The organism is Pseudonocardia tropica, from assembly GCF_040105315.1.
Lineage (GTDB): Bacteria > Actinomycetota > Actinomycetes > Mycobacteriales > Pseudonocardiaceae > Pseudonocardia > Pseudonocardia alni.
Genome location: NZ_JBEDNP010000020.1, coordinates 18,959 through 44,296, shown reverse-complemented (window position 1 = coordinate 44,296; position 25,338 = coordinate 18,959). Strand labels below are relative to the sequence as shown.

The following is a 25,338-nucleotide window of genomic DNA, read 5'->3' as shown; positions in this document are numbered from 1 at the left end:
GTGTGATAGCCGTTCGATATGGGGCGAGCCGGTGGACCTGCTGCGGCACCTGACGTTCTTCGTCGCCGTCGCCGAGGAGCGGCACTTCGGGCGGGCCGCCGCCCGGCTCGACATGACGCAGCCGCCGCTGTCCCAGGGGCTGCGACGGCTGGAGGCCCGGCTCGGCACCCCGCTGTTCGACCGCGGACCCGGCGGCGTCTCCCCGACGGCGGCCGGTCGCGACCTGCTGCCCCGCGCCCGTGCCCTGCTGGAGGACGCCGAGGCGCTCGGCCGGGCCGCCGCCCGGCACGCGGAGGCGGCCCGGGTGCTGCGGCTCGGCGTCGTCGCCGACCTCGGCCCGGCCGCCACCGCCCGGCTGGCGGTCCGCGCCGCCGCCGCGACCGGCCTGCGGGTCGCGCCCACCGTGGCGGCCACCGTCGCGCTGGTCGACGCGGTGTCGGACGGGACGGTGGACGTCGCCGTCGTCGCGCACCCGACGGTGCTGGAGTCGGCGCGGGCCGGGCCGGTCGTCGCGCTGCCGACCGCGGTCCTGCTGCCCGCAGGCCACCCCGCCGCGGCCGGGCCGGGACCGGTGGTGCTGCGCACCCTGCGCGGGACGGCGCCGGCCACGGCGCCGCGGGCGCACGCCCCGGCCGCCCACGACCTGCTGCTCGACACCCTCGACGCCCGCGGGTGCCCGGCCGGCCCGGCCGACGCGGCGTCCCCGGCGGAGGCGCTGGCGCTGGTCGCCACCGGTGCCGCGTTCCTCCTCACCGCCGATCCCGACCTCGCCGGCGACGGCGTGGTCCGCAGGCCGGTGGCGGGCGAGCCGGTGCCCTACCGGGTCCGGGTGGTGCACCGCGACGGCGTCCCGGACGGCCTGGTCGGGGCGCTCGCCGACGCGCTGCGGGAGGGTGCGTGACCCCGGCCGCCGATGTCCGCGCGGTGTTCCGTGACGCCGGGGTGCGCGGCTGGCTGCACGCCCGCCCGGTCACCGGCGACGGGACCCGCCCGACGGCGCGCGAGGTCGGCGTCGGCGCGCACGTGCCGGTCGTGATGGCCTCGGTCTACAAGGTGTTCGTGCTGGTCGCGTACTGCCGGGCGGTCGACGCCGGCACGATCGACCCGCGCGAGCCCGTCGTCGTCCCGGTGCGGCGCACGCCCGGGATCACCGGGATCTCCGCGTTGGCCGACCCGGTCACGATGAGCTGGCGCGACCTGGTCACCTCGATGGTGACGGCCTCGGACAACGCCGCGGCCGACGTCGTCCACACCCGGGTGGGGCGCGACCGGGTGGCCGCGCTGCCCGCCGAGCTGGGGCTCACCGGCACCCGGATCCGGGGCGGCACCGACGACGTGTTCGCCGACCTGCTCGCCGACACCGGCACCGACGACGTCGCCGCGGCCTTCGGGGTGCTCGCCGACAACGACGTGCCGGTGCGGACCCGCGCCCTCAGCCCGGTCTACGGCTCCTCCACCACGGCGGCGGACACCACCGAGCTGCTCGGGCTGCTGTGGCGCGGCGAGCTCGCCTCGGACGGGTCCACCGCGTTCGCCCGCCGGGTGCTCGGCGCCCAGATCTGGCCGCACCGGCTGCGCGCCGGGTTCCCCGCGGCCGCGGCGGTGGCGGGCAAGACCGGCACGGTCGGCGCGGTCCGCAACGAGGTCGGCGTGGTGACCTACCCGGGGGAGCACCCGGTCGCCGTCGCCGTCTACACCCACGCCGCGCGCAGCGACGCCGCCGTCCCGCGTGCGGACGCGGCGATCGGGACCGCCGCGCGGGTCGCGGTGCACGCGCTGCGCGCCCCCGCCCTCTGACCCCGGTCAGCCGGCCGGCAGCCACTCCCGCGCCGCCGCGACCAGCGCCGCGACACCGACCGACAGCGTCGGCTCGACCACCGGCGCGTAGCGGGGGGAGTGGTTCGACGGCAGTGACGCGGTCCGCTCCCGGATCTCGGCGACGGTGCCCGCGCCCTCGAACGCGGCCGGGTCGGCCCCGCCGAGCAGCCAGTACACGCACGGCGCCCCGGCGGCGACGGCGAAGCGGCCCACGTCCTCGCTGCCGGTGACCGGCCCCGGGTCGACGACCGGGAGCGGGGTGACCGCGGCCAGCGCGGCCCGGGTGCGCTCCGCGGCGTCGGCGTCGTTGACGACCGGCGGGAAGGACTCCAGCAGCCGGACCTCGGGGTCGGTCGGCGCCCCGGAGGCCGCGGCCTCGCCGCGCACGGTGCGCTCGATCCCGGCGAGCACCCGGTCCCGGACCTCCCGGGTGTAGGACCGCACGGTCAGGCCCAGCTCGGCGGAGTCGGGGATGACGTTCTCCTTCGTGCCCGCCCGCAGCATGCCGACGCTGAGCACGGCGGTCTCGGTCGCGGCCACCTCCCGCGGCACGACGGTGTGCAGGCGCAGCACCGTCGCGGCGGCGAGCAGCACCGGGTCGACCGTCGTCTCCGGGCGCGAGCCGTGCCCGCCGGAGCCGTGCAGCGTCACCCGCACGGTGTCGCTGCCCGCGAACGCCGGGCCGGCGGCGAGGGCCAGCAGCCCCGCGGGCAGCGGCGCGACGTGCTGGCCCAGCACGACGTCCGGGGTGCCGAAGCGGGCGAACAGACCGTCGTCGAGCATCGCGTCGGCGCCGGCGCCGAACTCCTCGGCGGGCTGGAACACCACCAGCAGCGTGCCCCGCCAGGTGTCGCGGGCGGCGGCCAGCTCGGCGGCGGCACCCACCAGGCAGGTGACGTGCACGTCGTGCCCGCAGGCGTGGGCGACGGCGGTCTCCTCCCCGTCGCGGCCGGTGGCGCGGACGGTGCTGGCGTAGTCCAGGCCGGTCTCCTCGGCGACCGGCAGCGCGTCCATGTCGGCCCGCAGCAGCGCGGTCGGGCCGTCACCGTTGCGGAGGACCCCGACCACACCGGTGCGTCCGACCCCCTCGGTGAGGTCGTAGCCGGCGTCGCGCAGCCGGGCCGCGGCGATGCCCGCGGTGCGGGTCTCGGCGAAGGACAGCTCGGGGTGACGGTGCAGGTCGCGGTACAGGTCGGCGAGTTCGGCGCTGCTCACACGAGTGAACCTAGGCGGCAGGTGCCGGGCCCGGCTGGCCCGGACGAGGTCCCTCCGATGCCGTCACACGGACCGGTGGAACCGCCATCCGGACGACAACCGTAGGACCGGTCGGGTTAACCGCTTGTTCAGGAAGTCCTATCATTCGCTCATGGCGCAACCTTTCGGGACGAGCCGGTGACCCTCGAGCAGGTCCGGCCCACCGCACGGGCCGCGACGGACCGCTGGCGCGGTCTGGCCGTGTTCGTCGTGCGGTCGGCGGCGGCGCCCCTGCTCGACGAGGCCGTCGCCGGTGTCGCCCGCGGTCTGGAGATCCTCGACGTCGTCGTCCTGGACGACGCGCAGGTCGCCCGGGTCCGCGGTGCGCTGCCCGCCCCGTCGCCGCGCCCGGTCCCGGCGGGCGCGCCGTACGCCCTGATCGTCGCCTGCGACGTCGTCGCCCCGGTCGGGACGTCGGGCGTGCGGGCGGTCGCCGACCGGGTCCTCGCCGTCCTGGACTACACCGACAAGCGGGTCCTGCGCCGCGTCCCGCCGCGGGACCACTACCTGCCGGTACAGGCGTCGTCGTCGCCGGAGCACGCCCTCGCCCTGCTCGACGCGCTCGGCGACCCGGGGATCCTGCACCGCATCGCGGGACCGGTCGAGGACCTCGGCCACCGCTGCGCGATGCCCTTCCCGGTCGTGCGGATGCTCGGCGGCACCTCGCCCGGGTTCCGCGCCCGCGTCGCACTGGTCCACCACCCGGTGCACGGGCCGTCGGTGTGCAAGGTGTTCCGGCCGGGGGCGCACGAGGCCTACGACCGCGAGCTGCGCGCCCGCCTCGACCTCGGCGACCTGCCCGAGGTCCCGGAGCTGCTCGAGCACGGCCCGAACTGGCTGCTCACCCCGTTCTACGGCGACACCGGCCGGCACGTCGTCCGCCGGCTGCCCGGCGAGCTCGCCCAGCTGCGCCCGGAGGTCGTGCGGACGCTGCTGCGGTTCTGCCGCGACCTGCACGAGCGCGGCCGCTTCGTCCTCGACCTGTCCCCGCACAACCTCGTGTGGGACGAGCGCGCCGGGCTCAAGGTCCTCGACCTGGAGTTCGTCCTCGACTACCCGGGCGAGCCGCCGGCGTGGTCGGACTGCTGGAGCCTGCGCGGCGTGCCGCCGGCCTACCGCACCTCGGTCGAGGGGCTGCCCGACCTGGTGCTGACCCGTGGGGTCGGGAACTCGGTGTTCCACCCGGCGATCTCCGGGATGCGCCGCGCCCGGCTGCTCGCCGACCCCCGCCGCGGCGAGGCCGCGCACAGCGGAGCCACCCAGCTCGCCTGGTTCAGCGCCCTCGGTACCGTCGGACGGTTGCATCCCGCACTCCGCGGGAAGCGGCACTGACGACGCGCTCCCCGACGCGCCGACCCGCCCCGACGACCGGAGGACCCGCGTGACCGGACCCGGTGGCGACCTGCCCGACGACCCGACCCGGCCGCTGCGGCCCGTCCCCCCGGAGCCCGCACCGGCGTCCGGCCCGGGTGGGACGGGTCGGTCGGCATCGTCCGGGTCGTCGCTGACCGCGCGGACCGCGCGCGGGTTCGCGTGGGCGTTCACCGGCACCGTCGGACAGGCGGTGCTGCAGATCGGCGCGACCGTCGCGCTGGCCCGGCTGCTCACCCCGGAGGAGTTCGGTGCGGCCGCGGCCGCGCTGCTGATCGTCGGGCTGACCCAGCTGGTGACCCAGCTCGGGGTCGCCGCCTCCCTGGTGCACCGCAAGGACCTCGACGACCGCGACGTGACGGCGGCGTTCTGGTTCTCGGTGCTGGTCGCGGCGGTGTTCGCCGCGGTGCTGGCCCTCGGCTCGCCGGTGATCAGCCCGCTCGTCGGGCTCCCGGCCGACTCCGCGCTGCTGCCGCTGCTGTCGATCGCGCTGCTGTTCGCCGGGGCCTCGGCGACCCCGCTCGGCCTGCTCCAGCGCGACCTGCGGTTCCGCTCGATGGCCACGGTCGACCTGCTCGCGGCGGGCCCGGCGCTGATCGGGGTCGGCGTCGCCCTGGCCGCGGCCGGGTTCGGCGCCTCCGCGCTCGCGTTCGGCGAGATCGCCGCCGCCGTCGCCAAGTGCGCCGGCTACCTCGCGCTGACCCGGCCGCGGTTGCGCCCCGAGGGACCCACCGCGAGCTGGGGCCGGCTGCGGCCGCTGCTCGGCTACGGCGCCGGGTTCTCCATCGCCCAGCTCGGCAACTGGTTCGCGCTCAACGCCGACAAGCTCGTCGTCGCCAACGCGCTGGGCACCGGCCCGCTCGGTGTCTACGGCCGCGCCTACAACCTGCTCTCCGAACCCGCGAACATCATCGGCGGCGCCGCCGACAAGGCACTGTTCCCGGCGATGGCCCGGGTCCGCGACGACGGCACCCGCCTGCGCGCCGCCTACGTGCGCAGCGCGAGCCTCGTCGCGCTGGTCACCGCCCCGGCCGCGGTGCTGCTCTGCGTGCTCGCCCCCGAGGTCGTCCGGGTGCTGCTCGGGGCGCAGTGGGGCGCCGTCGTGCCGCTGGTGCAGCTGTTCGCGCTGGTCCTGCTGCCGCGCACCTCGTACAAGATCAGCACCTCGCTGACCAGGGCCACCGGCGCCGTCTACCGGGCGGCCTGGCGGCAGTGGTTCTACGCCGGCTACGTCGTCGTGCTCACCGTGACCGGCGGGCTGCTGTGGGGCCTGGTCGGCGTGGCGGCCGGGGCGTCGCTGGCGATCGTCGTCCACTTCCTGGTGATGCTGCAGTTCTCCGCGCGGGTCTCGCCCGGTCTGATGGGCGCGGTGCTGCGGATGTACCTCAGGCACGTCCCGGCGCTGGTGCTGACCGTGGCCGCGACCTGGGGCGTGGCCCTGCTGGTCCGCCCGCTCGGGATCGACCTGGTGACCCTGGCCGCCGCGGCCCTGGCCGGCGGGATCGCGTCGGTCGGGACGCTGGTCGTGCTGCGCGGCCGGTTCGCCGCCGAGCTGGCGGTGCTGCGCAGCCTGCGCGGGGGCGGCGTGCCGCGTGGCCCCGCCGCCCCGGACGCACCCACCGGGTCGCCGGTGGTCACCGGTGGCCCCGGCGGGCACGACAGCGCCGCCCGTGGTCCCGTCGGCGCCGGTCCGGCGGTGACCGGGGGCCACCGTCGCCTCCCCGACGACGCCACCGTGCAGCTGCCCGCCGTCGGTCGCGGGGACGCACCCCGCGCCGTGGGGCACCCGGCCGACCGTCGCTGAGCCGGCGGCCTGTGCCGGCGCGGGGCGACGTCCGGGACCACCGTACGCGTGCGCGGCCGCCGCACCGGCGGAGTGAGGCCGGGCACCCGTCGTCGCGCCGGGTTGTGCCCGCCCCCCGCCGACGGAAGTCTCGATGTTCGACCGCGTCCCGGAGATCCCGGGACGCGCAGAGGGAACGAGGTGCTCATGGAGCGCGTAGGCGTCGTCGGCTGCGGTCAGATGGGATCCGGGATCGCGGAGTGCGCGGCCCGGGCCGGGTACGGGGTGCGGGTCGTCGAGACCTCCGCCGCCGCGGTGGAGGCGGGCCGGGCCCGCCTGGAGTCGTCGCTGGCCCGGGCGGAGAAGCGCGGCCGGATCGACTCCGCCGAGGAGGTCCTGACCCGCCTGGAGGTCGTCGAGGGGCTGGACGCGCTGGCCGACCGGGAGCTCGTCGTCGAGGCGATCGCCGAGGACGAGGCGCTCAAGACCGGCATCTTCCGGGAGCTGGACCGGCTCGTCACCGACACCGGCGCGGTGCTGGCGTCGAACACGTCGTCCATCCCGATCATGAAGCTGGCGGTGGCGACGAAGCGACCCGAGCAGGTCGTCGGCATCCACTTCTTCAACCCGGTGCCGGTGCTGTCGCTGGTCGAGCTCGTCCCGAGCCTGATGACCTCCGAGGACACCCTGACCCGGGCGCGGAGCTTCGTCTCCGACGGTCTGGGCAAGAAGGCGATCGACTGCCAGGACCGCGCCGGCTTCGTCGTCAACGCGCTGCTGGTGCCGTTCCTGCTGTCGGCGATCCGGATGATGGAGTCCGGCTTCGCCACCGCCGAGGACATCGACGAGGGCCTGGTCCGCGGCTGTGCGCACCCGCAGGGCCCGCTCGCGCTGTCCGACCTGATCGGCCTGGACACCGTGCAGGCCGTCGCGGAGTCGATGTACGCGGAGTTCAAGGAGCCGCTGTACGCGCCGCCGCCGCTGCTGGCCCGCATGGTCGACGCCGGCCTGCTCGGCAAGAAGACCGGGCGCGGCTTCCACACCTACGCCTGACCGGGCGTCCCGGGGGGCGCGACTGTGCTCCCCGGGACACCGTCAGTGCTCCCCGTGCCACGACCGGCGCGCGGCGGGCGACCAGTCTCGTGGGCGACGCCATCCCACCACGAGGCGAGGGGGCACCCATGACCGCGACGCACGAGGCCCCGGCCACGCCGCTGACCGAGAAGGTGGTCGAGGCCGCCTGTCCCCAGGACTGTCCCGACACCTGCGCGATGCTGGTGACCGTCGACGGCGCGGGGACGGCGACCTCGGTCGTCGGCGACCCGGACCATCCGTACACCGACGGCGGCCTCTGCGTGAAGGTCGACAACTACCTCGACCGCGTCCACGACCCGGGCCGCGTGCTGTTCCCGATGCGCCGGACCGGTCCCAAGGGCAGCGGCCGTTTCGAGCGGATCACCTGGGACGAGGCCGTCACCGAGATCGCCACCCGGTTCACAACGCCGACGAGCACGGCCCCGAGGCGATCATGCCGGTCAACTACCTGGGCACCCAGGGCATCCTGAACGGCCTCAACGTCGGCGACCCCTTCTTCGCGAAGGCGGAGGGGAACGGCGCGAAGGTCGTGGTCGTCGACCCGATCCGCACCCGCACCGCGGCCGCCGCCGACCAGCACATCGCGATCCGCCCCGGCACCGACGGCGCGCTCGCGCCGGCCACGGCGCACGTGATCATCGCCGAGGGCCTCCCCGCGAGGAACGCCTGCCGGGTGCGTGGACCGACCTGCGCCGCCCCGAGCTCGCGCACGTCGACCGTGCGGGCGCTGCGCGCGGCGGGCAGCAGGGTCTGCGGGTTCATCGCGCCGGACCCCGCGGGACGGGGTAGGACGGGCGGCATGCCGCTCCCGGACCCCGCGCCGACCGAACCCGTGCTGTCCCCGGGGCTGCCGGACGCCGTGCCGCCGGACACCGTGCCGCCGGGCACCGTGCCGCCGGACACCGTGCCGCCGGGCACCGTGCTGCCGGACACCGTGCCGCCGGGCACCGTGCTGCCGGGCACCGTGCTGCTCTGGGACGCCGACGAGGTCGCCGACCCGCCCGCGGAGCCCTGCTGCCTGGCCGGGACCGCGGCGGGCGACCGGGCCGTGGTTTACCGGACCGGGCCGGGCGGCGGCGTCATGGCGCTGTTCGCGTTCACCGGTCCCGCCGAGCCGCACCCCGGCGGACGGCACGCGGCGGGCGTCGTCGTGCCGGTCGGACGGTCGGTGCCGCGGGCCGAGCTGCTGGCGGACCCGGTGCTCGCGCCGGTGTTCCGGCACCTGCGCGGCCGTCGCAGGCTGCCGCCCGACGCGGCCCGTCGCCTGGTCGCGCTCCTCGCGGGCCGAGCCGCGACGCCCGGCCGCCGGGGCGCGCCGGCCGGGACGGACGGGCTCATCCCCGCACGACCTCGGCGATCGCCGCCCCCAGCTCGGCGGTCGTCGCGGTGCCGCCCAGGTCCGGGGTGACGGTCGCGCCGCCCCGCCCGACGACGTCCTCGACCGCGGCCAGCACGGCCGCCGCGGCCTCGTGCTCGCCGAGGTGCTCCAGCATCATCGACCCGCACCAGATCTGGCCGACCGGGTTCGCGACGCCCTTCCCGGCGATGTCCGGTGCGGACCCGTGCACCGGCTCGAACAGGCTCGGGAACTCCCGTTCCGGGTTGATGTTCGCGCTCGGCGCGATGCCGATCGTCCCGGTGCAGGCCGGCCCGAGGTCGGACAGGATGTCGCCGAACAGGTTGCTGGCGACCACGACGTCGAACCGCTCCGGGCTCATCACGAACCGCGCCGCGAGGATGTCGATGTGGGAGGAGTCGACGTCGACGTCGGGATACTGCGCCGCCATCGCCGCGACCCGCTCGTCCCAGTACGGCATGGTGATCGCGATGCCGTTGGACTTCGTCGCCGAGGTCAGGTGCCGGTTCGGGTGGCGCCGCGCGAGCTCGAAGGCGTAGCGCAGGATCCGGTCGACGCCGGTGCGCGTCATGACGGTCTCCTGGATGACGACCTCGCGGTCGGTGCCGGAGAACATCCGCCCGCCCACCGACGAGTACTCGCCCTCGGTGTTCTCCCGGACGATCAGCATGTCGATGTCGCCGGGGGAGCGGCCGACGAGCGGGGCGGCGACGCCGGGCAGCAGCCGGGCCGGGCGCAGGTTGACGTACTGGTCGAAGCGGCGGCGGAACTGCAGCAGGCTGCCCCACAGCGACACGTGGTCGGGCAGCACCTCGGGCCAGCCGACGGCGCCGAAGAACAACGCGTCGAAGCCGCGCAGCTGCTCGAACCAGTCCTCGGGCAGCATCGTGCCGTGCTCGAGCCAGTGGTCGGCGCTCGCGAAGCCGAACTCGGTGAACTCCAGCCCGATCCCGAACCGCTCCGCGGCCGCGGTCAGCACGCGGACGCCCTCCGGGACGACCTCCTTGCCGATCCCGTCGCCCGGGATGACGGCGATGCGGTGCGCGGTCATGTCGTGTCCTCCTCGACTCGGTTGCTTCTATCCTGATCGGCGAACCGGGCGCGGTGAACCGTCGTCCGGGCCGGACAGTCTTTCCGCAGGGGAAAGGAGCAGGTGTGGAGCTGCCCGAGTTCGACGACCTGCGCTTCTTCGCCGGGGTCGCCGCCGCGGGCACGCTGACCGAGGTGGCGCGCCAGTGGGGCGTGTCGGTGTCGGCGGTCAGCAAGCGGCTCGCCCGCATGGAACGACGCCTGGGCGTCCGCCTGGTCAACCGGTCGACCCGGCGTCTCACCCTGACCGACGAGGGCCGCCGCTACGCCGAGGGCGCCCGCGACGTGCTGGGCCGGATCGACGACCTGGAGGACGAGATCGGCCGTCGTCGCTCGGGGCTGCACGGGCGGATCGCGGTGCACTCGTCGATGGGGTTCGGCCGGGCGCACGTCGCGCCGCTGCTCGGCACGTTCGAGGCGGCCAACCCGGACCTGCGCATCGACCTGGAGCTGTCGCACCTGCCGGTCGCGGTCGGCGGCTCGGGCTACGACTTCGCGGTGCGCGTCGGACCGCTGCCCGACTCGCGGCTGCACGCCCGGGTGCTGCACCGCAACCGTCGCGTGGTGTGCGCGGCGCCGTCCTACCTGGGCCGCCGCGGCGCCCCGCGCACCCCCGCCGACCTGGCCGGACACGACTGCATCGTGATCCGGGAGAACGACACCGCGTACGCCCACTGGCGCTTCGGGACCGACGCCGACGCCGCCGGGGTCCGCGTGACGGGCGCGATGACCTGCAACGACGGCGAGGTCGCGACGGCGTGGTGCCGGGCCGGGCGCGGGCTGGTGATGCGCTCGCTGTGGCAGGTCGCGCCACTGCTCGCGTCGGGGGAGCTGGTGCAGGTGCTGGCGGACATCCCGACGCCGTCGGCGGACCTGCTGGCGGTGCACGGGGCCGACCCGCCCCGGCGGGTCCGCGCGGTGCTCGACCACCTCGTCGACGGGCTGGCGGAGCGGCTGCCGGTCAGGCCGGTTCCCGCTCCCGCCGCCGCGTCCACGGCCACGTGATCACCGCCCACCCCACCGCGACCAGCACGAACTCGACGACCAGGTAGACCGGCCACGGACCCAGCAGGTCCAGCGCGGAGGCGTTGGTCGGCTTGTGGGCGAGGAAGCCGTAGTTGGTGCCCGCCGCCAGGTTGAACGGCAGCACCACCGCCGCCCAGGCGACCGTCGCCGCCAGCGTCACGCCCATCCCGCGCCAGGTCGGCCGCACCCCGGCACCCCAGGTCAGGTACACCGCGGCCCAGGTCACCAGCAGGTGCAGCGCCCAGAAGTGCAGGAACGCGACGTGCGGGAAGTCGGGGGCGTCGGTGGCCGGGGTGAGCAGCGCCTGCGGGGTGAGCGTGAGACCCCAGTAGTAGAGCGGCGCGCACGCCCACCAGCGCCGCGTCCACAGGGCGACCGCGGCGGTGACCCAGGACAGGTCCGACAGCTGCAACGGCAGCGAGATGTGGACGTCGAAGGTCTGCGGGGTCAGCAGCCGCAGCTGCAGCGGGACCAGCAGCACGACGACCACGACGGCGAACGCCCGCGAGACGCGCAGCTCGGCGGGGGTGCCGCGCAGCCGTCGTCCCAGGGCCACCAGCGCGACGGCGCCGAGGACCCCGACGGTCAGCGCGGCCCAGTGGGTCGCGCCGTAGGGCACGAAGACGCCGGTGTCTCCCATCGCCCGATCATGACGGACCGGGCAGCGCCGCGAGCAACCGCCACAGCGGGCGCTGCACCGCGTCGGGGATCCCCGCGAGGGAGAAGTCCAGGTCGTGGTCGACGTTGAGCCGCGCGAGCCGGCGCAGCGGCGGCAGCCGCCCGGCCGTCGCCAGGATCCGGAACTGCTCCTCCAGGGACCCGGCGGGGGTCTCGACGGTGCGCACGCGCACCGGGCCGTCGCTCCCGTTGGAGAACGAGTGCGTGACGCCGGGCGGCACCACGATCCCCTCGCCCGGGTGCAGCAGGCTGGTCCAGCCCCCGACCCGTACCCGCAGGACGCCCTCGAGCACGGTGAACGACTCGGTGGCGCCCCGGTGCCGGTGCGGCGGGGGACCGGCCACCCCGGGCGGGACGACGGCCTCGAACTCGAAGGCCGGTGCGCCGCTGTGCAGCACGTCGATGGTCTCGCCGGACGGCATCTCGATGCGGCTCACGGCGGCCTCCCGGATCAGGCGCCGGCGGTCCCGGCGGTGTCGGCGGTGTCGTTCTTCTTCTTCCGCTTCGGGATCAGGTGGGCCACGGCGACGATGACCGCGCCGACCACGACCCCGAGGATCGCCGAGCCGACGGTGTTGGTGAGCCAGCCCAGGAACCCGCCCAGCGCACCGGTCGCGCCGGCGACGGCCACCTCCAGATGGTGCACCAGGTCGTAGATCGGGGAGAAGCCCAGCTCGTCCATCCCGACGAGCAGGATGTGCCCGCCGACCCACAGCATCGCCGCGACCCCGACGACCGACAGCGTCGTCAGCACGATCGGCATGGCCTTCACCAGCCCGCGCCCGAACGACGCGACGGGCCCGGAGCCGCGCTTGGCCAGGGCCAGGCCGGCGTCGTCCATCTTCACGATGAGCGCGACCGCGCCGTAGACGAGCGCGGTGATCGTGACGGCGACGACGGCCAGGATGACCGCGCGGGACACGATGCCCTCGCCGGCCACCTCGTTCAGCGCGATCACCATGATCTCGGCGGACAGGATGAAGTCGGTGCGCACGGCGCCGGAGACGACCCGGCGCTCGTTCTCCCCCGGGTCCGCGGCGACCTTCTCGTCGCGCTCCTCGGGGTGCTCGGCGTGCCCGGCGAAGTACTCCCAGAGCTTCTCCGCGCCCTCGTAGGCCAGGTAGCAGCCGCCGACCATCAGGATCGGGGTCAGCAGCCACGGCGCGAACTGGGACAGGATCAGCGCGACCGGCAGGATGAACACGATCTTGTTGATCAGCGAGCCCTTGGCGATCCGCCAGATGATCGACAGCTCGCGCTCGGGCTTGAGGCCCTGGACGTAGCGGGGGGTGACCGCGGCGTCGTCGACGACCACACCCGCGGCCTTGGCCCCGGCGCGCCCGGCCGCACCGGCGACGTCGTCGAGGGAGGCCGTCGTGAGGCGCACCAGCGCCGCGACGTCGTCGAGCAGGGCGAACAGTCCGCTCACCGGGTCACCGTCCGTTGCATGGCCGAATCCGTGCGCACGCGAGGAGCTTACGGGGCGAGCGGGACGAACGGGACCGAACCCGCACGATCGCGGGGCTTGACCATGCCGCGACGGCACGGTGTCGACTGTCCGCATGGCTGAGGACACCACCACCGCGCCGGACACCGTGGACCCGTCGGACCCGGTCGCAGCCTTCTCCGGGATACGGGAGGTCGCCGCGGCCGTCGAGATCCCGCTGGAGGTGCCCGGGATGCCCACCCAGCAGGGGCTGATGGTCACCCGGCACGCCGAGGTCCGCGCGATGCTCACCGACGACCGCTTCCGGCACGACGCCGCCGCGGTGCCGGAGGCGGAGAACTTCCTGCGCAACGCCCAGACCGGCCTGATCGGGCTGCCCGAGGACCTGGAGCTGCTCCGCCGTCCGATGCTGGGCCGCGACGGCGAGGACCACGCGCGGCTGCGCCGGCTGGTGTCGCGCGCGTTCACGGTGCGCCGGGTGAACGGGCTGCGCCCCCGGGTCGGGGCGATCGTGGACGGCCTGCTCGACGACGTCGCCGCGGCCGGTGCCGACGGCACCCCGGTCGACCTGGTGGAGGCGCTGGCCTACCCGGTGCCGATCGCGGTCATCTGCGAGCTCGTCGGCGTGCCGGAGGCCGACCGGGACCGCTGGCGGGAGTTCGCCCGGCTGCTCGTCCAGCCCGACCCCGGGCGGATGCCCGACGTCGCCCGGGGGATGGTCGCGCACGTCCGGGACCTGATCGAGGCCCGTCGCCGGGAGCCGGCCGACGACCTGCTGTCCGGGCTGGTCGCGGCGCACGACGAGGACGGCGACCGGCTCTCGGAGCAGGAGCTCGTCGACATGACGGTGAACCTGACCGTCGCCGGGTTCGAGACGACCGCGCACGTGCTGGCCAAGGGCACCCTCGCGCTGCTCAGCCGCCCGGACGAGCTCGCCGCGCTGCGGGCCGACCCGCAGCTGTGGCCGACGGCGGTGCACGAGCTGGTCCGCACCTGCGGCCCGATCCCGGCCGGGGCCCCGCGCTACGCGGCCGAGGACCTGGAGATCGCCGGGACGCCGGTGCCCGCCGGGACCGCGGTGCTGCCCGGCCTGCTGCCGGCGAACTTCGACCCGCGCGTCGTCGACCGGCCCGACGAGCTGGACGTACGCCGCGACCCCGGCCGCGGTGAGGGGCACCTCGGGTTCGGGCACGGCGCGCACTACTGCCTCGGCGCCGCGCTGGCCCGCCAGGAGGTCGAGGTCGTGCTGTCGGCGCTGGTCACGCGCTTCCCGGGGCTCCGGCTCGCCGAACCGGCGGACGGCCCGTCGCGGCTGGGTTTCGAGCGGCTGCCCGCCCTGCCCGTCCACGTCGACCGTCCGCCGGGGGGCTGACGCTCAGCGCGCCGCGCGGGCCTCGTAGAGCCGGCGCGACCACAGCAGGCTCCCGACGGTGATCACCACGCACCAGCCGACGGCGAGCGCGGCGTCGGTGCCGAGCCCCGCCCCGCTGCCGGGCCCGGCGCCGAGCAGCCCGCGCAGGGTGTCGATGACCGGGGTGAACGGCTGGTAGGCGGCGAACCAGCGCAGCCCGGCCGGCAGCGAGTCCACGGGCACGAACCCGCTGCCCAGGAACGGCAGCAGCACCAGGAACATCGGTGTGTTGCTGGCCGTCTCCACGCTGCGCGCGGCCAGACCGAACGCGACGGTGAGCCAGGTCAGCGCGAGCGTGAGCAGCGCCAGCAGACCGGCGACGCCCAGCCACGCGAGCGGGCCCGCGCCGCTGCGGAACCCGAGCAGCAGCGCCACGCCGAGCACCACCACCAGGCCGGCCGCGGTCTGGACGAACGCGCCGCCCACATGCCCGGTGAGCACGCTGGACCGGGCGATCGCCATCGTCCGGAACCGGGCGACGACCCCCTCGGTCATGTCGGTGGCGACGCCGATCGCGGTGCCGAGCGCGACGCTCGCGACGGTCATCAGCAGCACGGCCGGAGTGATGAAGGCCAGGTAGGCGTCGCGGCCACCGCCCGGACCGGCCAGGCCGGCGCCCATCGTGGCGCCGAAGACGAACACGAACAGCAGCAGGAACACGATCGGCTGGCCGATCAGCATGATCGTCAGCGACGGGTAGCGGCGCAGGTGCCGGACCCGGCGGCGCAGCATCGTCGCCGAGTCGGCGACCAGCCGGGGACGGTCGAGGGTCGCGGTGTCCGTGACGGGGGCGCTCATGACGCGGCCACCTCCGGGGTGCTCGGGTGGCCGGTGAGGGCCAGGAAGACGTCGTCGAGGTCGGGTGTGTGGGTGGTCAGCTCCTCGGGCTCCACCCCGGTCCCGGCGAGGCGGTCCAGCAGGTCCCGCAGGTCGCGGGCCCCGGCGGCGGGCAGCTGCAGGGTCACCGCGGCCGGGTCGGCGACCGCGGCGGGCAGCACGGAGCGGGCGGCGGCGAGGGCGCCGTCGTCGGCGAAGCGCAGGCGCACGTGCCCGCCGGGGACCCGCGCCTTGAGCTGCGCCGGGGTGCCGCGGGCGACGAGCCGGCCCCCGTCCAGGACGGCGACGGAGTCGGCGAGCTGGTCGGCCTCCTCCAGGTACTGCGTGGTCAGCAGCACGGTCACGCCGCGGCCGACGAGGTCGCGCACGGCGTCCCACAGGTCGCGGCGGCTGCGCGGGTCCAGCCCGGTGGTCGGCTCGTCGAGGAACAGCACGGCGGGGTCGGCGACGAGGGTCATGGCCAGGTCGAGGCGGCGCCGCATCCCGCCGGAGTAGGTCCCGGCCCGCCGGTCCGCGACGTCGGCGAGGCCGAAGCGGTCGAGCAGCTCCCGGGTGCGGGCGCGGCCGGCGTCGCGGGGCAGGTGGTGCAGGTCGGCCATCAGTCGCAGGTTCTCCGCACCGGTGAGCAGGCCGTCGACGGCGGAGAACTGGCCGGTCACCCCGATCGCGGCGCGGACGCCGTCGGGATCGGTCGCCGGGTCGCGCCCGGCGATGCGGATGCGTCCGGAGTCCGGTGGCAGCAGCGTGGACAGGATCCGGACCAGCGTCGTCTTGCCGGCGCCGTTGGGGCCGAGCAGTGCGAGCACCGTCCCGGCGGGGACGTCGAGGTCGATGCCGCGGAGCACGGCGTGGTCGCCGTAGGACTTGTGGAGGGCGGCGACGGCGATCGCGGGCGGGGGTGTGGGCACGGTGGTTCCTCTCGGGGACGGGCTCGTGGGTGGGATCGCGGACGGCGCGGGTCAGGCGCGGCGGACGACGATGTCGCCCTCGCGGGACCGGGCGTGCACGGCGACGGTGTCGACGCCGTCGCCGTCCGGGGCCTCGCGCGGTGCGAGGTCGTTGCCGACCCGGCCGGTGGTGTCGAGGTCGAGCCAGGCGGCGCTGCCCTGCGCGACGCCGATCTCCAGCCGGCCGTGCGTGCTGGTCAGCGACACCTCGCCGCGGTGGACGCGGCCGAGCCGCACGGCGCCGTAGGCGGTGCGCACGCGGGCGCCCGCGCCGAGCTCGTCGACGTCGATGGGGCCGTGCGTGCCGGTCAGCTCGGCGTCGCCGGTCAGCTCGTCGGCGCGGATGCCGCCGTGCTTGCTGCTCAGCGTCGCGGTGCCGCCGACGCGGTGGATCTGCATGCCGCCGTGGTCGGAGCGGACCGTGGCGTCCCCGGTGACGGTGCCGCCGATCCGGACGTGGCCGAAGCCGGTGCTCAGGTCGGCGGAGGCGGCGTCGTCGACGCGGACGTCGCCGAAGCGGGTGCGGGCCTCGCAGGCCCCGAGCGGGCCCTCGACGACGATCCCGCCGTAGGTGGTGGCGGCGGTCAGCGCCGACCCGGCGGGCAGGGCGATCCCGACCTCGATCGAGCGGCCGGGGGTGCGCGGGGTGAGCTTCTGCAGCAGCCCGAGCGGCGGGCCGGTGACGCGCAGCTCCCGCCCGGTCAGCTCGACCCGGACCCGGTCGGCGTGGGCGCGGTCGGCGTCGGAGCTACGGACCTCGACGACGGTGTCGGTGCGGTCCGACGCGGTCACCCGCAGCTCGCCGATGGCGAGGTCGACGATCGCGGTGACGGGCTCGGGGGTGTCGTAGGTGGGCACGGGGCATCGCCTCCTCGGCGTCGCGGTGACGCCGTGGGTCAGGGGTGGGTGGCAGGGGTCGGGTGGCTCAGCCGAACCAGCCGACGCGGCCGCGGCGGGCGGCGTCGGGACGGTCGGGCGCGACGGCGGGGCGGTCCAGGGCGGCCGCGGCCACACGGGTCAGCCAGGTGTTCACGCTGAGGCCGTCCCGCCCGGCGGCCTCCTCGATCCGGGTCTTGAGGGTCTCCGGCGGCCGGAAGTTGATCCGGGCGACCGGCCCGGACTCGCCGTCTGCGCCCGCCGGTGCCGATGGCGCCACGGGTGGCGCCGCGGTCGTCGCCGGGGGTGCCGACGGTGCGGCCGATCCTGCGGTGACGACGAACTCGGGGTCGCTGCCGCGCAGTCGCACGTGCACCGACCCCGGTGCGAGCTCGAGGGTGATCTCGTCGGCCGCCGCGGCCAGCGCCTCGAGCAGGACCAGGCGGGTCGTCGACGTCAGGGGCGTGAGCAGCCGTTCCGCGGCCGCCCGCGTGTCCTCGCCCGCGGCCTCGCCCAGTGCGGCGAACTCGGTGCGCAGGCGGTCGACATATCCGTCCAACTCCATGGCGCAACGATGGCGCACGATGGCGCCACTGTCAAGCGTGTGGCGCCACGGAGGGCGACCGGCGCTGTGGGGCTTGACCCTGCCGCGACGGCACGGTGTCCGATGGACCGGACCTGCTGACACCGTCGGAGGAGTACGTCGTGGACCGCACCACCTGCCCGGTCGCCGCCTTCGGGCGCCTGCGCGAACAGGGACCCGTCGTCGCGATGCCGGAGTCGCCGATGGGCCCCGCGTCGCTCGTCACCCGGCACGACGACGTGCACGCCCTGCTGCTCGACCCGCGGTTCCGCAACGACCCCACCGGGGTGCCCGGTGCCGGGGACGTCATGGGTCCGCTCCTGACGGGGCTCGGGCTGCCGCCGGAGCTCGGCCACCTCGGCCGGGGCCTGCTCGTCCGTGACGGCGCCGACCACGCCCGGCTGCGCCGGCTCGTCTCGCGGGCGTTCACCGTGCGCCGGGTCGCCGCGCTGCGCCCGCGGGTGGAGCAGCTCACCGCCGAGCTGCTCGACGACGTCGCGGCCGCCGGTGCCGACGGCAGCCCGGTGGACCTGCTGCCCACGGTGTTCCGCGCGCTCCCGATCGCGGTGATCTGCGAGCTCGTCGGCGTCCCGGTGGAGCAGCGCGGACTCTGGCGGGAGCTGGCCGGGCTGCTCGTCGCGCCCGACCCGGAGCGGATGCCCGACGTGGCGCACGCCGTCGTCGCACAGATCCACGAGCTCGTCGCGGCCCGGCGGGCCGACCCGCGCGACGACCTGGTCGACGTGCTCGTCGCGGTGCACGACGACGGCGACCGGCTCACCGCCGACGAGCTGGACGTCCTGCTGTTCGACCTGGTCGTCGCCGGGTTCGAGACGACCGCGCACGTGCTGTCCCGGGCGGCGCTGGCCCTGCTGACCCGCCCCGACCAGCTCGCGACGCTGCGCGCCGAGCCGTGGCGGTGGCCCACCGCGGTGCACGAGATCGTGCGGACCTGCGGCGCCGTCCCGGTGAGCACGCCCCGGTACGCGAGCACCGACGTCGTCGTCGGCGACACCCGGATCGCGATGGGGGAGTCGGTGACGGCCGGGCTGGTCACCGCGAACTTCGACCCGCGCCGGCACGACCGGCCCGACGAGCTCGACGTCACCCGGGACCCGGGCCGCGGCGAGGGGCACCTCGGGTTCGGCCAGGGCGCCCACTACTGCCTGGGGGCCGCGCTGGCCCGCCAGGAGATCGAGGTGGCGCTGCACGCGCTGGTCGAGCGGTTCCCCGCGCTGCGGCTCGCCACACCGGCCGACGGGCCGTCGGACCTGGGGTTCGAGCGTCTCGGGTCGCTCGAGGTGCGGGTCGACGCGCCCTGACCGCCGGTGTTGCGCGACCACACCCGTGCTGCCGTCGTGCCCGGTTCCGGCCAGGATGACCGGTGTGACCCGTGACCCGCACCCCGCCCGTCTCCGCCGCGCCGGGACGGCGGCCGCGGCCGTCGCCCTGATGGTCGCCGCCGGGTGCGGCGCCGCAGCACCCGCGCCCGCCGAACCGGCGCCCGCGCCGCCCACCACCGACGCCCCGGCCGCCGCCGGGGACCTGGCGCCGGTCGTCGTCGCGGGCGGGCTCTCCCACGTCTGGAGCGTCGGGGTGCTGCCCGACGGGCGCGCGCTGGTCACCGAGCGGGACGGGCGCCTGTCGCTGCTCGCCTCGCTCGACCCGGGCACCGCGGTCACCCCGGTCGCCGCCGACCTCGGCGACGTGTTCGCCCGCGGCGAGGGCGGGCTGATGGGCCTGGCCGTGCACGCCGACTTCGCGACGTCGAACCGGTTCACCACCTGCCAGACCCACGCCGAGGGCGGGGACCCGGTCGACGTCCGGCTGGTCACCTGGACGCTGTCCCCGGACGGCGCCTCCGCGACCCGGGTCGCGGACCCGCTGGTCGGCGGCCTGCCGATCGCCTCGGGCGGACGGCACTCGGGCTGCCGGGTCGCCGTCGACGACACCGGGGCGCTCGTCGTCGGGACCGGCGACGCGGCGATGCCCGCCACCCCGCAGGACCTCACCTCGCTCGGCGGCAAGACGCTGCGGGTCGACCCGGCCACCGGCGGGCCCGCGGCCGGCAACCCCTTCGCCGACGCCGCCGACCCGGCCCAGCGGCTCGTGTACACCTCCGGGCACCGCAACGTGCAGGGCGTCGCGGTCGAGCCGGGCACCGGGCGGGTCTTCACCGCCGAGCACGGCCCCACCCGCGACGACGAGGTGAACCTGCTCCGCCCCGGCGGCAACTACGGCTGGGACCCCTCGCAGGGCGGCACGGTGACCACCTACGACGAGTCGGTCCCGATGACCGACCGGGACCGCTTCCCCGACGCCGTCCCCGCCGTGTGGGCCTCCGGCAGCCCGCCCGAGGCGCCGGCCGGCATCGCGTTCCTCGACGGCACTGCCTGGGGGCAGCGGAACGGGATGCTCGCCGTCGCCGCGCTGCGGGGGCAGAAGCTGCTGCTGATGCGGGTCGGCCCGGAGGGCACCGACGGCGCGGTCTCCGACGTCGAGATCCCGGCGGCGCTCGACGGGGACCCCGGCCGGCTGCGCGGGGTGTACGCCGTGCCCGGCGGTCCGCTGCTGGTCACGACCTCGAACGGCGACGACGACCGGATCCTGCGGATCGACCCGAGCTGACCCGCACCGTCGCCGCCGCGGGGTCGGTCACCGAGGTGGGCCGACGTCTGCCCCGGACCTGCGTCGGCGCTTCGCTCACCTCGCGCACTGTCACGCGGTGCCGAACGTCATCGGTCCTGGATCCGGGTCCGACAAGGCGGACAGGACGCACACACAAGGGAAGCCCGGAGGCCTGAACCGCCCGGAACCGGGTAGGCGGCGCGGATGGTCGTGCCCGAGGAACCCGTGACGGTGTCGCTCCCGGCCGGGGCGGCGCTGTCCGGGCTGTCCGCCTACGACGTCTGGGTCCGCTACGCGGGTCTCGGCGGCACCGGCACCGAGCACGACGTCGCCGTCATGCTGACCGACCCGGTCGCGGGTGCCCCGGCCGACCGGGTCCTGCTCGCCCGGGTGCTCGACGCGCACCTGGTCGTGCTGGGGTGCCGCCGCCGGGTGCACCCGGACACCGGCGACGACCCGGCCCCGCCCGCCATGTCCTGACCCCGCGGGCTCAGCCGCGCACCGACCGCGGGGTCGGGCCTGTCCGAGCGACCGGGTGGACCGGCGGCCGCGGCGGCGGTGCCGCTCAACCCGGACGCCCCACGAACGCCGTCGCGACCAGGGCGACGGTGCGGTCGTCGTCGTGGGTGAGCCGGAGCAGCGCCTCCCGCGCCGCGGGCCCCGGCTGCTCGACCAGCGCCTGGGCCAGCCGGATCCGTGTGGCCGGGTCGGCGCCGTCGAGCGCGCCGTCGAGCGCGTCGAGCACCTGCTCGGAGGTGGCGGGGTCGGCGTCGGACAGCGACGCCAGGACCTCCGCGGCGGCGACGTCGTCCACTCCCGCGACGACCAGCGCGACCAGGGCGGGCACGGTCGCGGTGACCCCGAGCCGGCCCGCGGCCAGCACGGCGCGCCGGTGCACCTCCGGGTCCGGGTCGTCGACGGCGTCGACGAGCGCCGCGGTCGCATCCGGTGCCCTGCCGGTCTCGGCGAGCGCGGCCACCGCGCGCCGCCGGACCGCGACGTCGGCGGACCGCAGGCCCGCGGCGAGCGCCGCCGCCGCGGTGCCGTCCGGGTCGCCGGAACGGGCCAGCGCCCACCGCAGTGCCCCCGCGACGTGCGGGTCGGGCTCGGCCAGCGCGGTGCGGGCCAGCAGCTCCGCGGGCAGCGGGGCGTCGGCCGTCGCGGCCAGCGCCGCCTGCTGACGGCGGCCGGCCGCGGGGGAGGCCAGCGCCCGCAGCAGCCCGACGACGTCGAGCACCTCGCTCCAGCTCCCCGGCTCCGCGGCGTCGACGCTGCGCAGCCGCGCGAGCAGGTCCCGGTCCCGCGCCAGCCGGTCCTCGGTCGCCCGGACCAGGTCCGCGACCAGCTCCGACGGCGCGAACGCCGGGTCCGCCAGCGCCCGCCCGACCTGGGCCAGCGACAGCCCGAGCGTCCGCAGGCCCTCCACGTGGAGGAGCCTGCGGACGTCGGCGGGGGAGTACTCGCGGTAGCCGCCGACGGTGCGCCCGGTCGGCCGGACCAGCCCGACGGCGTCGTAGTGGCGCAGCATCCGGGCGCTGAGCCCGCTGCGCCGCGCCACCTCTCCGATCAGCACCCGGCCATCGTCCCGTGGGCGGGGCCGAGCGCCACCACCCGCCGGGCCTCCGCGACGGCGGCGTCGAACCCGGCGTCGGGGTCCGCGCGCAGCGCGACCGTGGCACGCGCGTGCGCGGCGACCGCCGGATCGGGGTCCTCCGAGGCCCGCGCGAGCGCCGCGGTGGCGGCGTCGCCGAGGTCGACCAGGGCCCGGCTCAGGCTGAGCCGGACGTCGCGGTCGCCGCGGCCGAGCAGCCCGGCCAGCTCCCCGGCCAGCGCGGCACGCTCTGCGGCGGGGGCGAGCACGACGGCGGTGCGCCAGGCCGTGCGGGCCACGTCGTCGTCGGGGTCGCGGAGCAGGTCGCGGGTGACCCACGGCCACGTCGACGGGGCGGCGATCTTCGACAGCGTGTGCAGCGCCTGTGCCCGCGCCCGGGGCCGCGGCGCGCCGAGCTCGACGCGCAGGCGGGGCAGCACGTCGGCGGCCGGGAGCCGGGTCAGCGCCCAGGACAGCATGTCGCGGACGAAGGCGTCCGGCTCGGCCGCGCACCGCTCGACCAGGAGCCCGGCGAGTGCGGGGTCGGGGGCCGACCCGGCGGCGAGCGCCGCCCGCAGCCGGGTCGAGGCGCCGTCGGCGGCCAGGGCTGCGCGGAGGTCCTGCGGTGTCGTCATGGGCACCACCCCAGACCCTGTCACGGTGTGAGGGTCAAGCCCCGCGCGCAGGTTCAGGCCCGCTGCTCCAGCCACGGCCGCAGGTACTCACGGTCGTAGGGGACCTCCGGCGGGATCAGCGCGACCAGCCGCCGTACGCGCTCGGCGGCGTCGCGGGTCAGCCGGACGTCGTCGTCGCGGGTCAGGGGCTGCTCCGGGCCGAACCGGCGGGCCGCCTCCACGATCTGCCCGACCGCGGCGTGCAGGTCGTCGAGGTCGTCGGCGGCGACGGCCGGGTCCAGCCCGGCCTCGCGCATCCGGTCCGCGGGGCGGCGCAGCCGCTCCTCCAGCCGGCCCCAGGGGTCCGCGGTGAGGGCCTCGCAGAACACCCGGTCACTGGGCTCGACGCCGTCGAACGACGGGTGGACGTGCGCGGCCGCCCACTCGCCCGGCCGATCCTTGCGGTCGAAGAGGTCCGCCCGCCGGAACGGCCGGTCCACGACGAGCCGCTGCCCCGCGGACTCGCTGCCCCGGTGCGGCTGCGGGTCGAGCAGCAGCAGCTCCACCCGGTCCCCGCGCTCCATGGTGGCGTCGGCACCGATCTCGAACCAGCGCCGGACCTGCACGGCGAGACGGGTGAAGGAGAAGGTGATCAGCACGGTCGTACTCCCGTTCGGGCGAGCCGGTCGGCGAGATCGGTCAGGTCCGCGGCGTGCAGGTCGAACCGGTCGTGTGCGCCCGGCGGGTCGCCGCCGGGCCGGTCGACGTACGCGGTGCGCATCCCGGCCGCCGCCGCACCCCGGAGGTCCCACGCGTGGGCCGCGACCATCAGGAGCCGATCGGGCGGGACCGCCGCGGCCTCGACCGCGAGCCGGTAGACCTCCGGGTCGGGCTTGTACGACGCGGCGCCCTCCGCCGACAGTGCGAGGTGCCAGCGCAGCCCCGCCCCGGCGGCCAGCCGCAGCAGGGTGGAGCGGCTCGCGTTCGACAGCCCGACCACCGGGAACCGACCGGCGAGCCGGGCGATCCCGTCGGCCGAGTCCGGCCACGCCGGATGCCGCGCCCCGGCGCCGGCCAGCGTCGCGACGACCTGCGGGTCGCCGACACCCGCCCGCCGCGCGACGGCCGCCGCGGCCTCGGCGTCCAGCACGTGGCCGGGCACGAACGCCCGCCCGCCGGCGACGATGCGCTCCTGCTCGCCCGCGACGTGCGCCTGCCACCGGCCGGCCAGGTCCGCGGCGGTGTCGCGGTCGGTGCCGGGCACGGCCGCGACGACGGCGTCGCGCAGGCCGGACGGCTCGTCGACCAGCGTGCCCAGCACGTCGAACACGACGACGTCGATCGTCATCAGCGGCTCCCCGGGATCGTCCGGCGACGGCGTCACCGGTTCGACTGGTGACGCAGTTTGCGGGACCGATGCGTCACCGGTCAAGATGGTGACGTGGGTTTCGCGTTCGTGAGCGGCAGTGCGGCGCTCGACCTGGTCGGCACCGTCACCTGGCGGCGCACCGACCCGACCGAGCTGCTCACCGGGCCCGCCGACCTCGCCCGCTGGTTCGACGCCTGCGCCGGCCTCCCGGACGGCGTGACCGTGACCCCGGAGGCCCTCGGGCGCGCGCGGGACCTGCGGGAGGCGGTCCACCGGCTCGCGACCGACCGGCTGGCCGGGCGGGCGTTCGACCCCGCCGCGCTGGCCGTCGTCAACGGCACGGCCCGCGGTCCCGGCCTGACCGTGCAGCTCGACGATCACGGCACCCGCCGCACCGGCGACGCCGACGCCGTCCTCGCGGAGCTGGCGCGCGACGCCGTCGCCGTCCTCGCCGACCGGGACACCCCGGTGAAGGAGTGCGGCCGGCCCGCCTGCACCCGGCTCTACCTCGACCGCTCCCGCGGCGCGCGGCGCACCTGGTGCGGCATGGACGAGTGCGGGAACCGGGTGAAGGCGGCCGCCTACCGCGCTCGCAGGAGGACGGTCACCGGCTGAGCTGTCAGGGCGAGTGGATCATCACGTCGCACCGCCGCCTCGAGGATCGACGTCCGCGGTGCGCCGCGACCGCGCGAGCTCGCCGAGCTCGTCCCGGTGCCCCGCGTCGCGAAGGTCGTTGACACCCGCCCGGCCGGCGGGGAGCCTCGGAATCGACGTCAGCCCCAGCCCCCGGCCGATGACATCGTGTCACCGGGAGGAGGGCTGTGAACACGGAACGTCGCGTTCGGGCCCGCGGGGGCCGCCCGATCGGAGTACGGTCGGCGGTACGGCCATGTGCTGCTGGACAGCCGGATGCCCCCACCACCTCGGGGCACGCACGATCCGGAGGATCCGCCGGGGTTCCCGGGTCTGCACGGCGAGGCGTCCCGCTCCGCCGTGACCACGCCCGCGTCCCTCCGGACGGCCGCCCTGCAGGGTGCCGTGCGGCGGTCCGCGGCGGCCGAACGGAGCCATACCGTGAGCGCACCGCGCACCCCGTCACCCACCCGCCCCTCCCCGCCGCAGCCCTCCGCGGCGCGCGTCGCGCTCAAGGAGGACCCGAGGCCGGTCGGGGAGGTCGACGGGGCCTGGTGGCCGCGCTCGCGCGTCCTGGTCGACGAGCTGCGCGAGCTGAGCGCGGGCGTCGACGACCGGCTCGGCCCGGTGACCCGGGTCGGGTACAACCTGCGGACCTGGCCGTCGGTGCCGCGCCGGACCACGACCGACGGGCACCTGGTCCGCCTCGGCGGCTTCGCCAGCACCCCGCCCGACGTCGTCGACGTGTTCGGGGCGCACGGCCGGTTGTGCCTGCTCGTCGTGCCGCCGGAGAGCTCGGACGCCGACGCGCGGCGCTGCCTGGACCGGGCGTCGGGGGCCGGGAACGACGACGACGTCGCAACGCTGCTGGCCGGAGCAGGAGGAGAGCGCACCGACGCCTGAGGGAGACGACGGCCCCACCGGAGGGAGG

General features: G+C 76.5%; 27 protein-coding genes. 14 read left to right on the top strand and 13 right to left on the bottom strand.

The annotated features are described in order from the left end of the window. Positions 1-31 precede the first annotated feature (31 nt). On the top strand, positions 32-901 hold the full coding sequence (locus tag WHI96_RS24295) for a LysR family transcriptional regulator (protein ID WP_345643455.1): 870 nt from the start codon (positions 32-34) through the stop codon (positions 899-901). Continuing rightward, positions 898-1,797, top strand: a complete 900-nt coding sequence (locus WHI96_RS24290) for a serine hydrolase (protein ID WP_345643453.1) — start codon at positions 898-900, stop codon at positions 1,795-1,797. Before WHI96_RS24295 ends, WHI96_RS24290 begins: the two co-directional genes overlap by 4 nt. A 6-nt stretch (positions 1,798-1,803) precedes the next feature. Here the strand turns inward: WHI96_RS24290 and WHI96_RS24285 are convergent, their stop codons facing one another. Continuing rightward, the gene (locus WHI96_RS24285; protein WP_345643451.1) at positions 1,804-3,033 is read right to left on the bottom strand and encodes an amidohydrolase; all 1,230 of its coding nucleotides are present in this window, start codon (positions 3,031-3,033) and stop codon (positions 1,804-1,806) included. A gap of 177 nt (positions 3,034-3,210) precedes the next feature. On the opposite strand from WHI96_RS24285, the gene WHI96_RS24280 reads away from it, so the two are divergent. From WHI96_RS24280 to WHI96_RS24260, 5 genes are all read left to right on the top strand, one after another. Beyond that, on the top strand, positions 3,211-4,404 hold the full coding sequence (locus WHI96_RS24280) for a hypothetical protein (RefSeq protein ID WP_345643449.1): 1,194 nt from the start codon (positions 3,211-3,213) through the stop codon (positions 4,402-4,404). Positions 4,405-4,453: 49 nt separating this feature from the next. Continuing rightward, positions 4,454-6,247 carry a lipopolysaccharide biosynthesis protein gene (locus WHI96_RS24275; protein WP_345643447.1) on the top strand — a complete coding sequence of 598 codons (1,794 nt, stop codon included), beginning with the start codon at positions 4,454-4,456 and terminating at the stop codon, positions 6,245-6,247. Positions 6,248-6,433: 186 nt separating this feature from the next. Continuing rightward, entirely contained in the window at positions 6,434-7,279 is an 846-nt protein-coding gene (locus WHI96_RS24270; RefSeq protein ID WP_345643445.1) for a 3-hydroxybutyryl-CoA dehydrogenase, read from the top strand. Positions 7,280-7,407: 128 nt separating this feature from the next. Next, positions 7,408-7,791, top strand: a complete 384-nt coding sequence (locus WHI96_RS24265; protein ID WP_345643442.1) for a hypothetical protein — start codon at positions 7,408-7,410, stop codon at positions 7,789-7,791. Next, the gene (locus WHI96_RS24260) at positions 7,755-8,729 is read left to right on the top strand and encodes a molybdopterin-dependent oxidoreductase (protein WP_345643439.1); all 975 of its coding nucleotides are present in this window, start codon (positions 7,755-7,757) and stop codon (positions 8,727-8,729) included. The genes WHI96_RS24265 and WHI96_RS24260 overlap by 37 nt, the downstream gene beginning before the upstream one ends. Here WHI96_RS24260 and WHI96_RS24255 read toward each other — a convergent pair. Next, entirely contained in the window at positions 8,656-9,729 is a 1,074-nt protein-coding gene (locus WHI96_RS24255; RefSeq protein WP_345643436.1) for a tartrate dehydrogenase, read from the bottom strand. The two genes, WHI96_RS24260 and WHI96_RS24255, sit on opposite strands and share 74 nt — an antisense overlap. Before the next feature lie 104 nt (positions 9,730-9,833). Between WHI96_RS24255 and WHI96_RS24250 the strand changes: the two genes are divergently transcribed. After that, positions 9,834-10,772 (top strand): LysR family transcriptional regulator, encoded by a 939-nt coding sequence (locus tag WHI96_RS24250; protein WP_345643434.1) that lies wholly within the window; start codon positions 9,834-9,836, stop codon positions 10,770-10,772. On the opposite strand, the gene WHI96_RS24245 is transcribed toward WHI96_RS24250, so the two are convergent. The 3 genes from WHI96_RS24245 to WHI96_RS24235 are packed head-to-tail and all read right to left on the bottom strand — an operon-like array spanning position 10,729 to position 12,900. Continuing rightward, complete coding sequence (locus WHI96_RS24245) at positions 10,729-11,433, bottom strand: YwaF family protein (protein ID WP_345643432.1); 705 nt, start codon at positions 11,431-11,433, stop codon at positions 10,729-10,731. The genes WHI96_RS24250 and WHI96_RS24245 overlap by 44 nt on opposite strands. Before the next feature lie 7 nt (positions 11,434-11,440). Further along, positions 11,441-11,908 (bottom strand): cupin domain-containing protein, encoded by a 468-nt coding sequence (locus WHI96_RS24240; protein WP_345643429.1) that lies wholly within the window; start codon positions 11,906-11,908, stop codon positions 11,441-11,443. 14 nt (positions 11,909-11,922) lie between these two features. Next, positions 11,923-12,900: a DUF808 domain-containing protein gene (locus tag WHI96_RS24235; protein ID WP_345643426.1), complete on the bottom strand. Its 978-nt coding sequence runs from the start codon at positions 12,898-12,900 to the stop codon at positions 11,923-11,925. Positions 12,901-13,033: 133 nt separating this feature from the next. Here WHI96_RS24235 and WHI96_RS24230 point away from each other — a divergent pair, with 133 nt between their 5' ends. Next, positions 13,034-14,290: a cytochrome P450 family protein gene (locus WHI96_RS24230; RefSeq protein ID WP_345643424.1), complete on the top strand. Its 1,257-nt coding sequence runs from the start codon at positions 13,034-13,036 to the stop codon at positions 14,288-14,290. Positions 14,291-14,293: 3 nt separating this feature from the next. Here the strand turns inward: WHI96_RS24230 and WHI96_RS24225 are convergent, their stop codons facing one another. From WHI96_RS24225 to WHI96_RS24210, 4 genes are all read right to left on the bottom strand, one after another. Beyond that, entirely contained in the window at positions 14,294-15,127 is an 834-nt protein-coding gene (locus WHI96_RS24225) for an ABC transporter permease (RefSeq protein ID WP_345643421.1), read from the bottom strand. After that, positions 15,124-16,074 carry an ATP-binding cassette domain-containing protein gene (locus tag WHI96_RS24220; protein ID WP_345643418.1) on the bottom strand — a complete coding sequence of 317 codons (951 nt, stop codon included), beginning with the start codon at positions 16,072-16,074 and terminating at the stop codon, positions 15,124-15,126. Before WHI96_RS24220 ends, WHI96_RS24225 begins: the two co-directional genes overlap by 4 nt. Before the next feature lie 51 nt (positions 16,075-16,125). Beyond that, on the bottom strand, positions 16,126-16,971 hold the full coding sequence (locus tag WHI96_RS24215) for a DUF4097 family beta strand repeat-containing protein (RefSeq protein ID WP_345643415.1): 846 nt from the start codon (positions 16,969-16,971) through the stop codon (positions 16,126-16,128). Between the two features lie 67 nt (positions 16,972-17,038). After that, the gene (locus tag WHI96_RS24210; protein WP_345643411.1) at positions 17,039-17,554 is read right to left on the bottom strand and encodes a hypothetical protein; all 516 of its coding nucleotides are present in this window, start codon (positions 17,552-17,554) and stop codon (positions 17,039-17,041) included. Positions 17,555-17,694: 140 nt separating this feature from the next. On the opposite strand from WHI96_RS24210, the gene WHI96_RS24205 reads away from it, so the two are divergent. The 3 genes from WHI96_RS24205 to WHI96_RS24195 all read left to right on the top strand — a co-directional run bounded on the left by WHI96_RS24205 (position 17,695) and on the right by WHI96_RS24195 (position 20,680). Then, positions 17,695-18,894 (top strand): cytochrome P450 family protein, encoded by a 1,200-nt coding sequence (locus tag WHI96_RS24205; RefSeq protein ID WP_345643408.1) that lies wholly within the window; start codon positions 17,695-17,697, stop codon positions 18,892-18,894. Between the two features lie 55 nt (positions 18,895-18,949). Further along, complete coding sequence (locus tag WHI96_RS24200) at positions 18,950-20,200, top strand: PQQ-dependent sugar dehydrogenase (protein WP_345643405.1); 1,251 nt, start codon at positions 18,950-18,952, stop codon at positions 20,198-20,200. Positions 20,201-20,410: 210 nt separating this feature from the next. Then, positions 20,411-20,680 carry a hypothetical protein gene (locus WHI96_RS24195; protein ID WP_345643402.1) on the top strand — a complete coding sequence of 90 codons (270 nt, stop codon included), beginning with the start codon at positions 20,411-20,413 and terminating at the stop codon, positions 20,678-20,680. Positions 20,681-20,765: 85 nt separating this feature from the next. On the opposite strand, the gene WHI96_RS24190 is transcribed toward WHI96_RS24195, so the two are convergent. From WHI96_RS24190 to WHI96_RS24175, 4 genes are read right to left on the bottom strand one after another with little or no spacing between them, the layout of a single operon-like run. Continuing rightward, positions 20,766-21,773: a MerR family transcriptional regulator gene (locus WHI96_RS24190; protein WP_345643399.1), complete on the bottom strand. Its 1,008-nt coding sequence runs from the start codon at positions 21,771-21,773 to the stop codon at positions 20,766-20,768. Then, the gene (locus tag WHI96_RS24185; RefSeq protein WP_345643396.1) at positions 21,767-22,426 is read right to left on the bottom strand and encodes a HEAT repeat domain-containing protein; all 660 of its coding nucleotides are present in this window, start codon (positions 22,424-22,426) and stop codon (positions 21,767-21,769) included. The genes WHI96_RS24190 and WHI96_RS24185 overlap by 7 nt, the downstream gene beginning before the upstream one ends. Before the next feature lie 53 nt (positions 22,427-22,479). Continuing rightward, the gene (locus tag WHI96_RS24180) at positions 22,480-23,064 is read right to left on the bottom strand and encodes a hypothetical protein (RefSeq protein WP_345643393.1); all 585 of its coding nucleotides are present in this window, start codon (positions 23,062-23,064) and stop codon (positions 22,480-22,482) included. Then, positions 23,058-23,753 carry a haloacid dehalogenase type II gene (locus WHI96_RS24175; RefSeq protein ID WP_345643391.1) on the bottom strand — a complete coding sequence of 232 codons (696 nt, stop codon included), beginning with the start codon at positions 23,751-23,753 and terminating at the stop codon, positions 23,058-23,060. The genes WHI96_RS24180 and WHI96_RS24175 overlap by 7 nt, the downstream gene beginning before the upstream one ends. Before the next feature lie 93 nt (positions 23,754-23,846). On the opposite strand from WHI96_RS24175, the gene WHI96_RS24170 reads away from it, so the two are divergent. Continuing rightward, a complete protein-coding gene (locus WHI96_RS24170; protein WP_345643388.1) occupies positions 23,847-24,389 on the top strand; it encodes a CGNR zinc finger domain-containing protein in 543 nt (180 codons plus the stop codon). Positions 24,390-24,848: 459 nt separating this feature from the next. Continuing rightward, on the top strand, positions 24,849-25,310 hold the full coding sequence (locus WHI96_RS24165) for a DUF5994 family protein (protein ID WP_345643385.1): 462 nt from the start codon (positions 24,849-24,851) through the stop codon (positions 25,308-25,310). Positions 25,311-25,338: the final 28 nt, after the last annotated feature.

Coding starts and splice junctions, on each gene's coding strand:
- WHI96_RS24185 (WP_345643396.1), bottom strand. CDS start 22,426: ATGACGACACCGCAGGACCTCCGCGCAGCCCTGGCCGCCGACGGCGCC.
- WHI96_RS24270 (WP_345643445.1), top strand. CDS start 6,434: ATGGAGCGCGTAGGCGTCGTCGGCTGCGGTCAGATGGGATCCGGGATC.
- WHI96_RS24175 (WP_345643391.1), bottom strand. CDS start 23,753: ATGACGATCGACGTCGTCGTGTTCGACGTGCTGGGCACGCTGGTCGAC.
- WHI96_RS24210 (WP_345643411.1), bottom strand. CDS start 17,554: ATGGAGTTGGACGGATATGTCGACCGCCTGCGCACCGAGTTCGCCGCA.
- WHI96_RS24200 (WP_345643405.1), top strand. CDS start 18,950: ATGACCGGTGTGACCCGTGACCCGCACCCCGCCCGTCTCCGCCGCGCC.
- WHI96_RS24230 (WP_345643424.1), top strand. CDS start 13,034: ATGGCTGAGGACACCACCACCGCGCCGGACACCGTGGACCCGTCGGAC.
- WHI96_RS24265 (WP_345643442.1), top strand. CDS start 7,408: ATGACCGCGACGCACGAGGCCCCGGCCACGCCGCTGACCGAGAAGGTG.
- WHI96_RS24245 (WP_345643432.1), bottom strand. CDS start 11,433: ATGGGAGACACCGGCGTCTTCGTGCCCTACGGCGCGACCCACTGGGCC.
- WHI96_RS24255 (WP_345643436.1), bottom strand. CDS start 9,729: ATGACCGCGCACCGCATCGCCGTCATCCCGGGCGACGGGATCGGCAAG.
- WHI96_RS24225 (WP_345643421.1), bottom strand. CDS start 15,127: ATGAGCGCCCCCGTCACGGACACCGCGACCCTCGACCGTCCCCGGCTG.
- WHI96_RS24260 (WP_345643439.1), top strand. CDS start 7,755: ATGCCGGTCAACTACCTGGGCACCCAGGGCATCCTGAACGGCCTCAAC.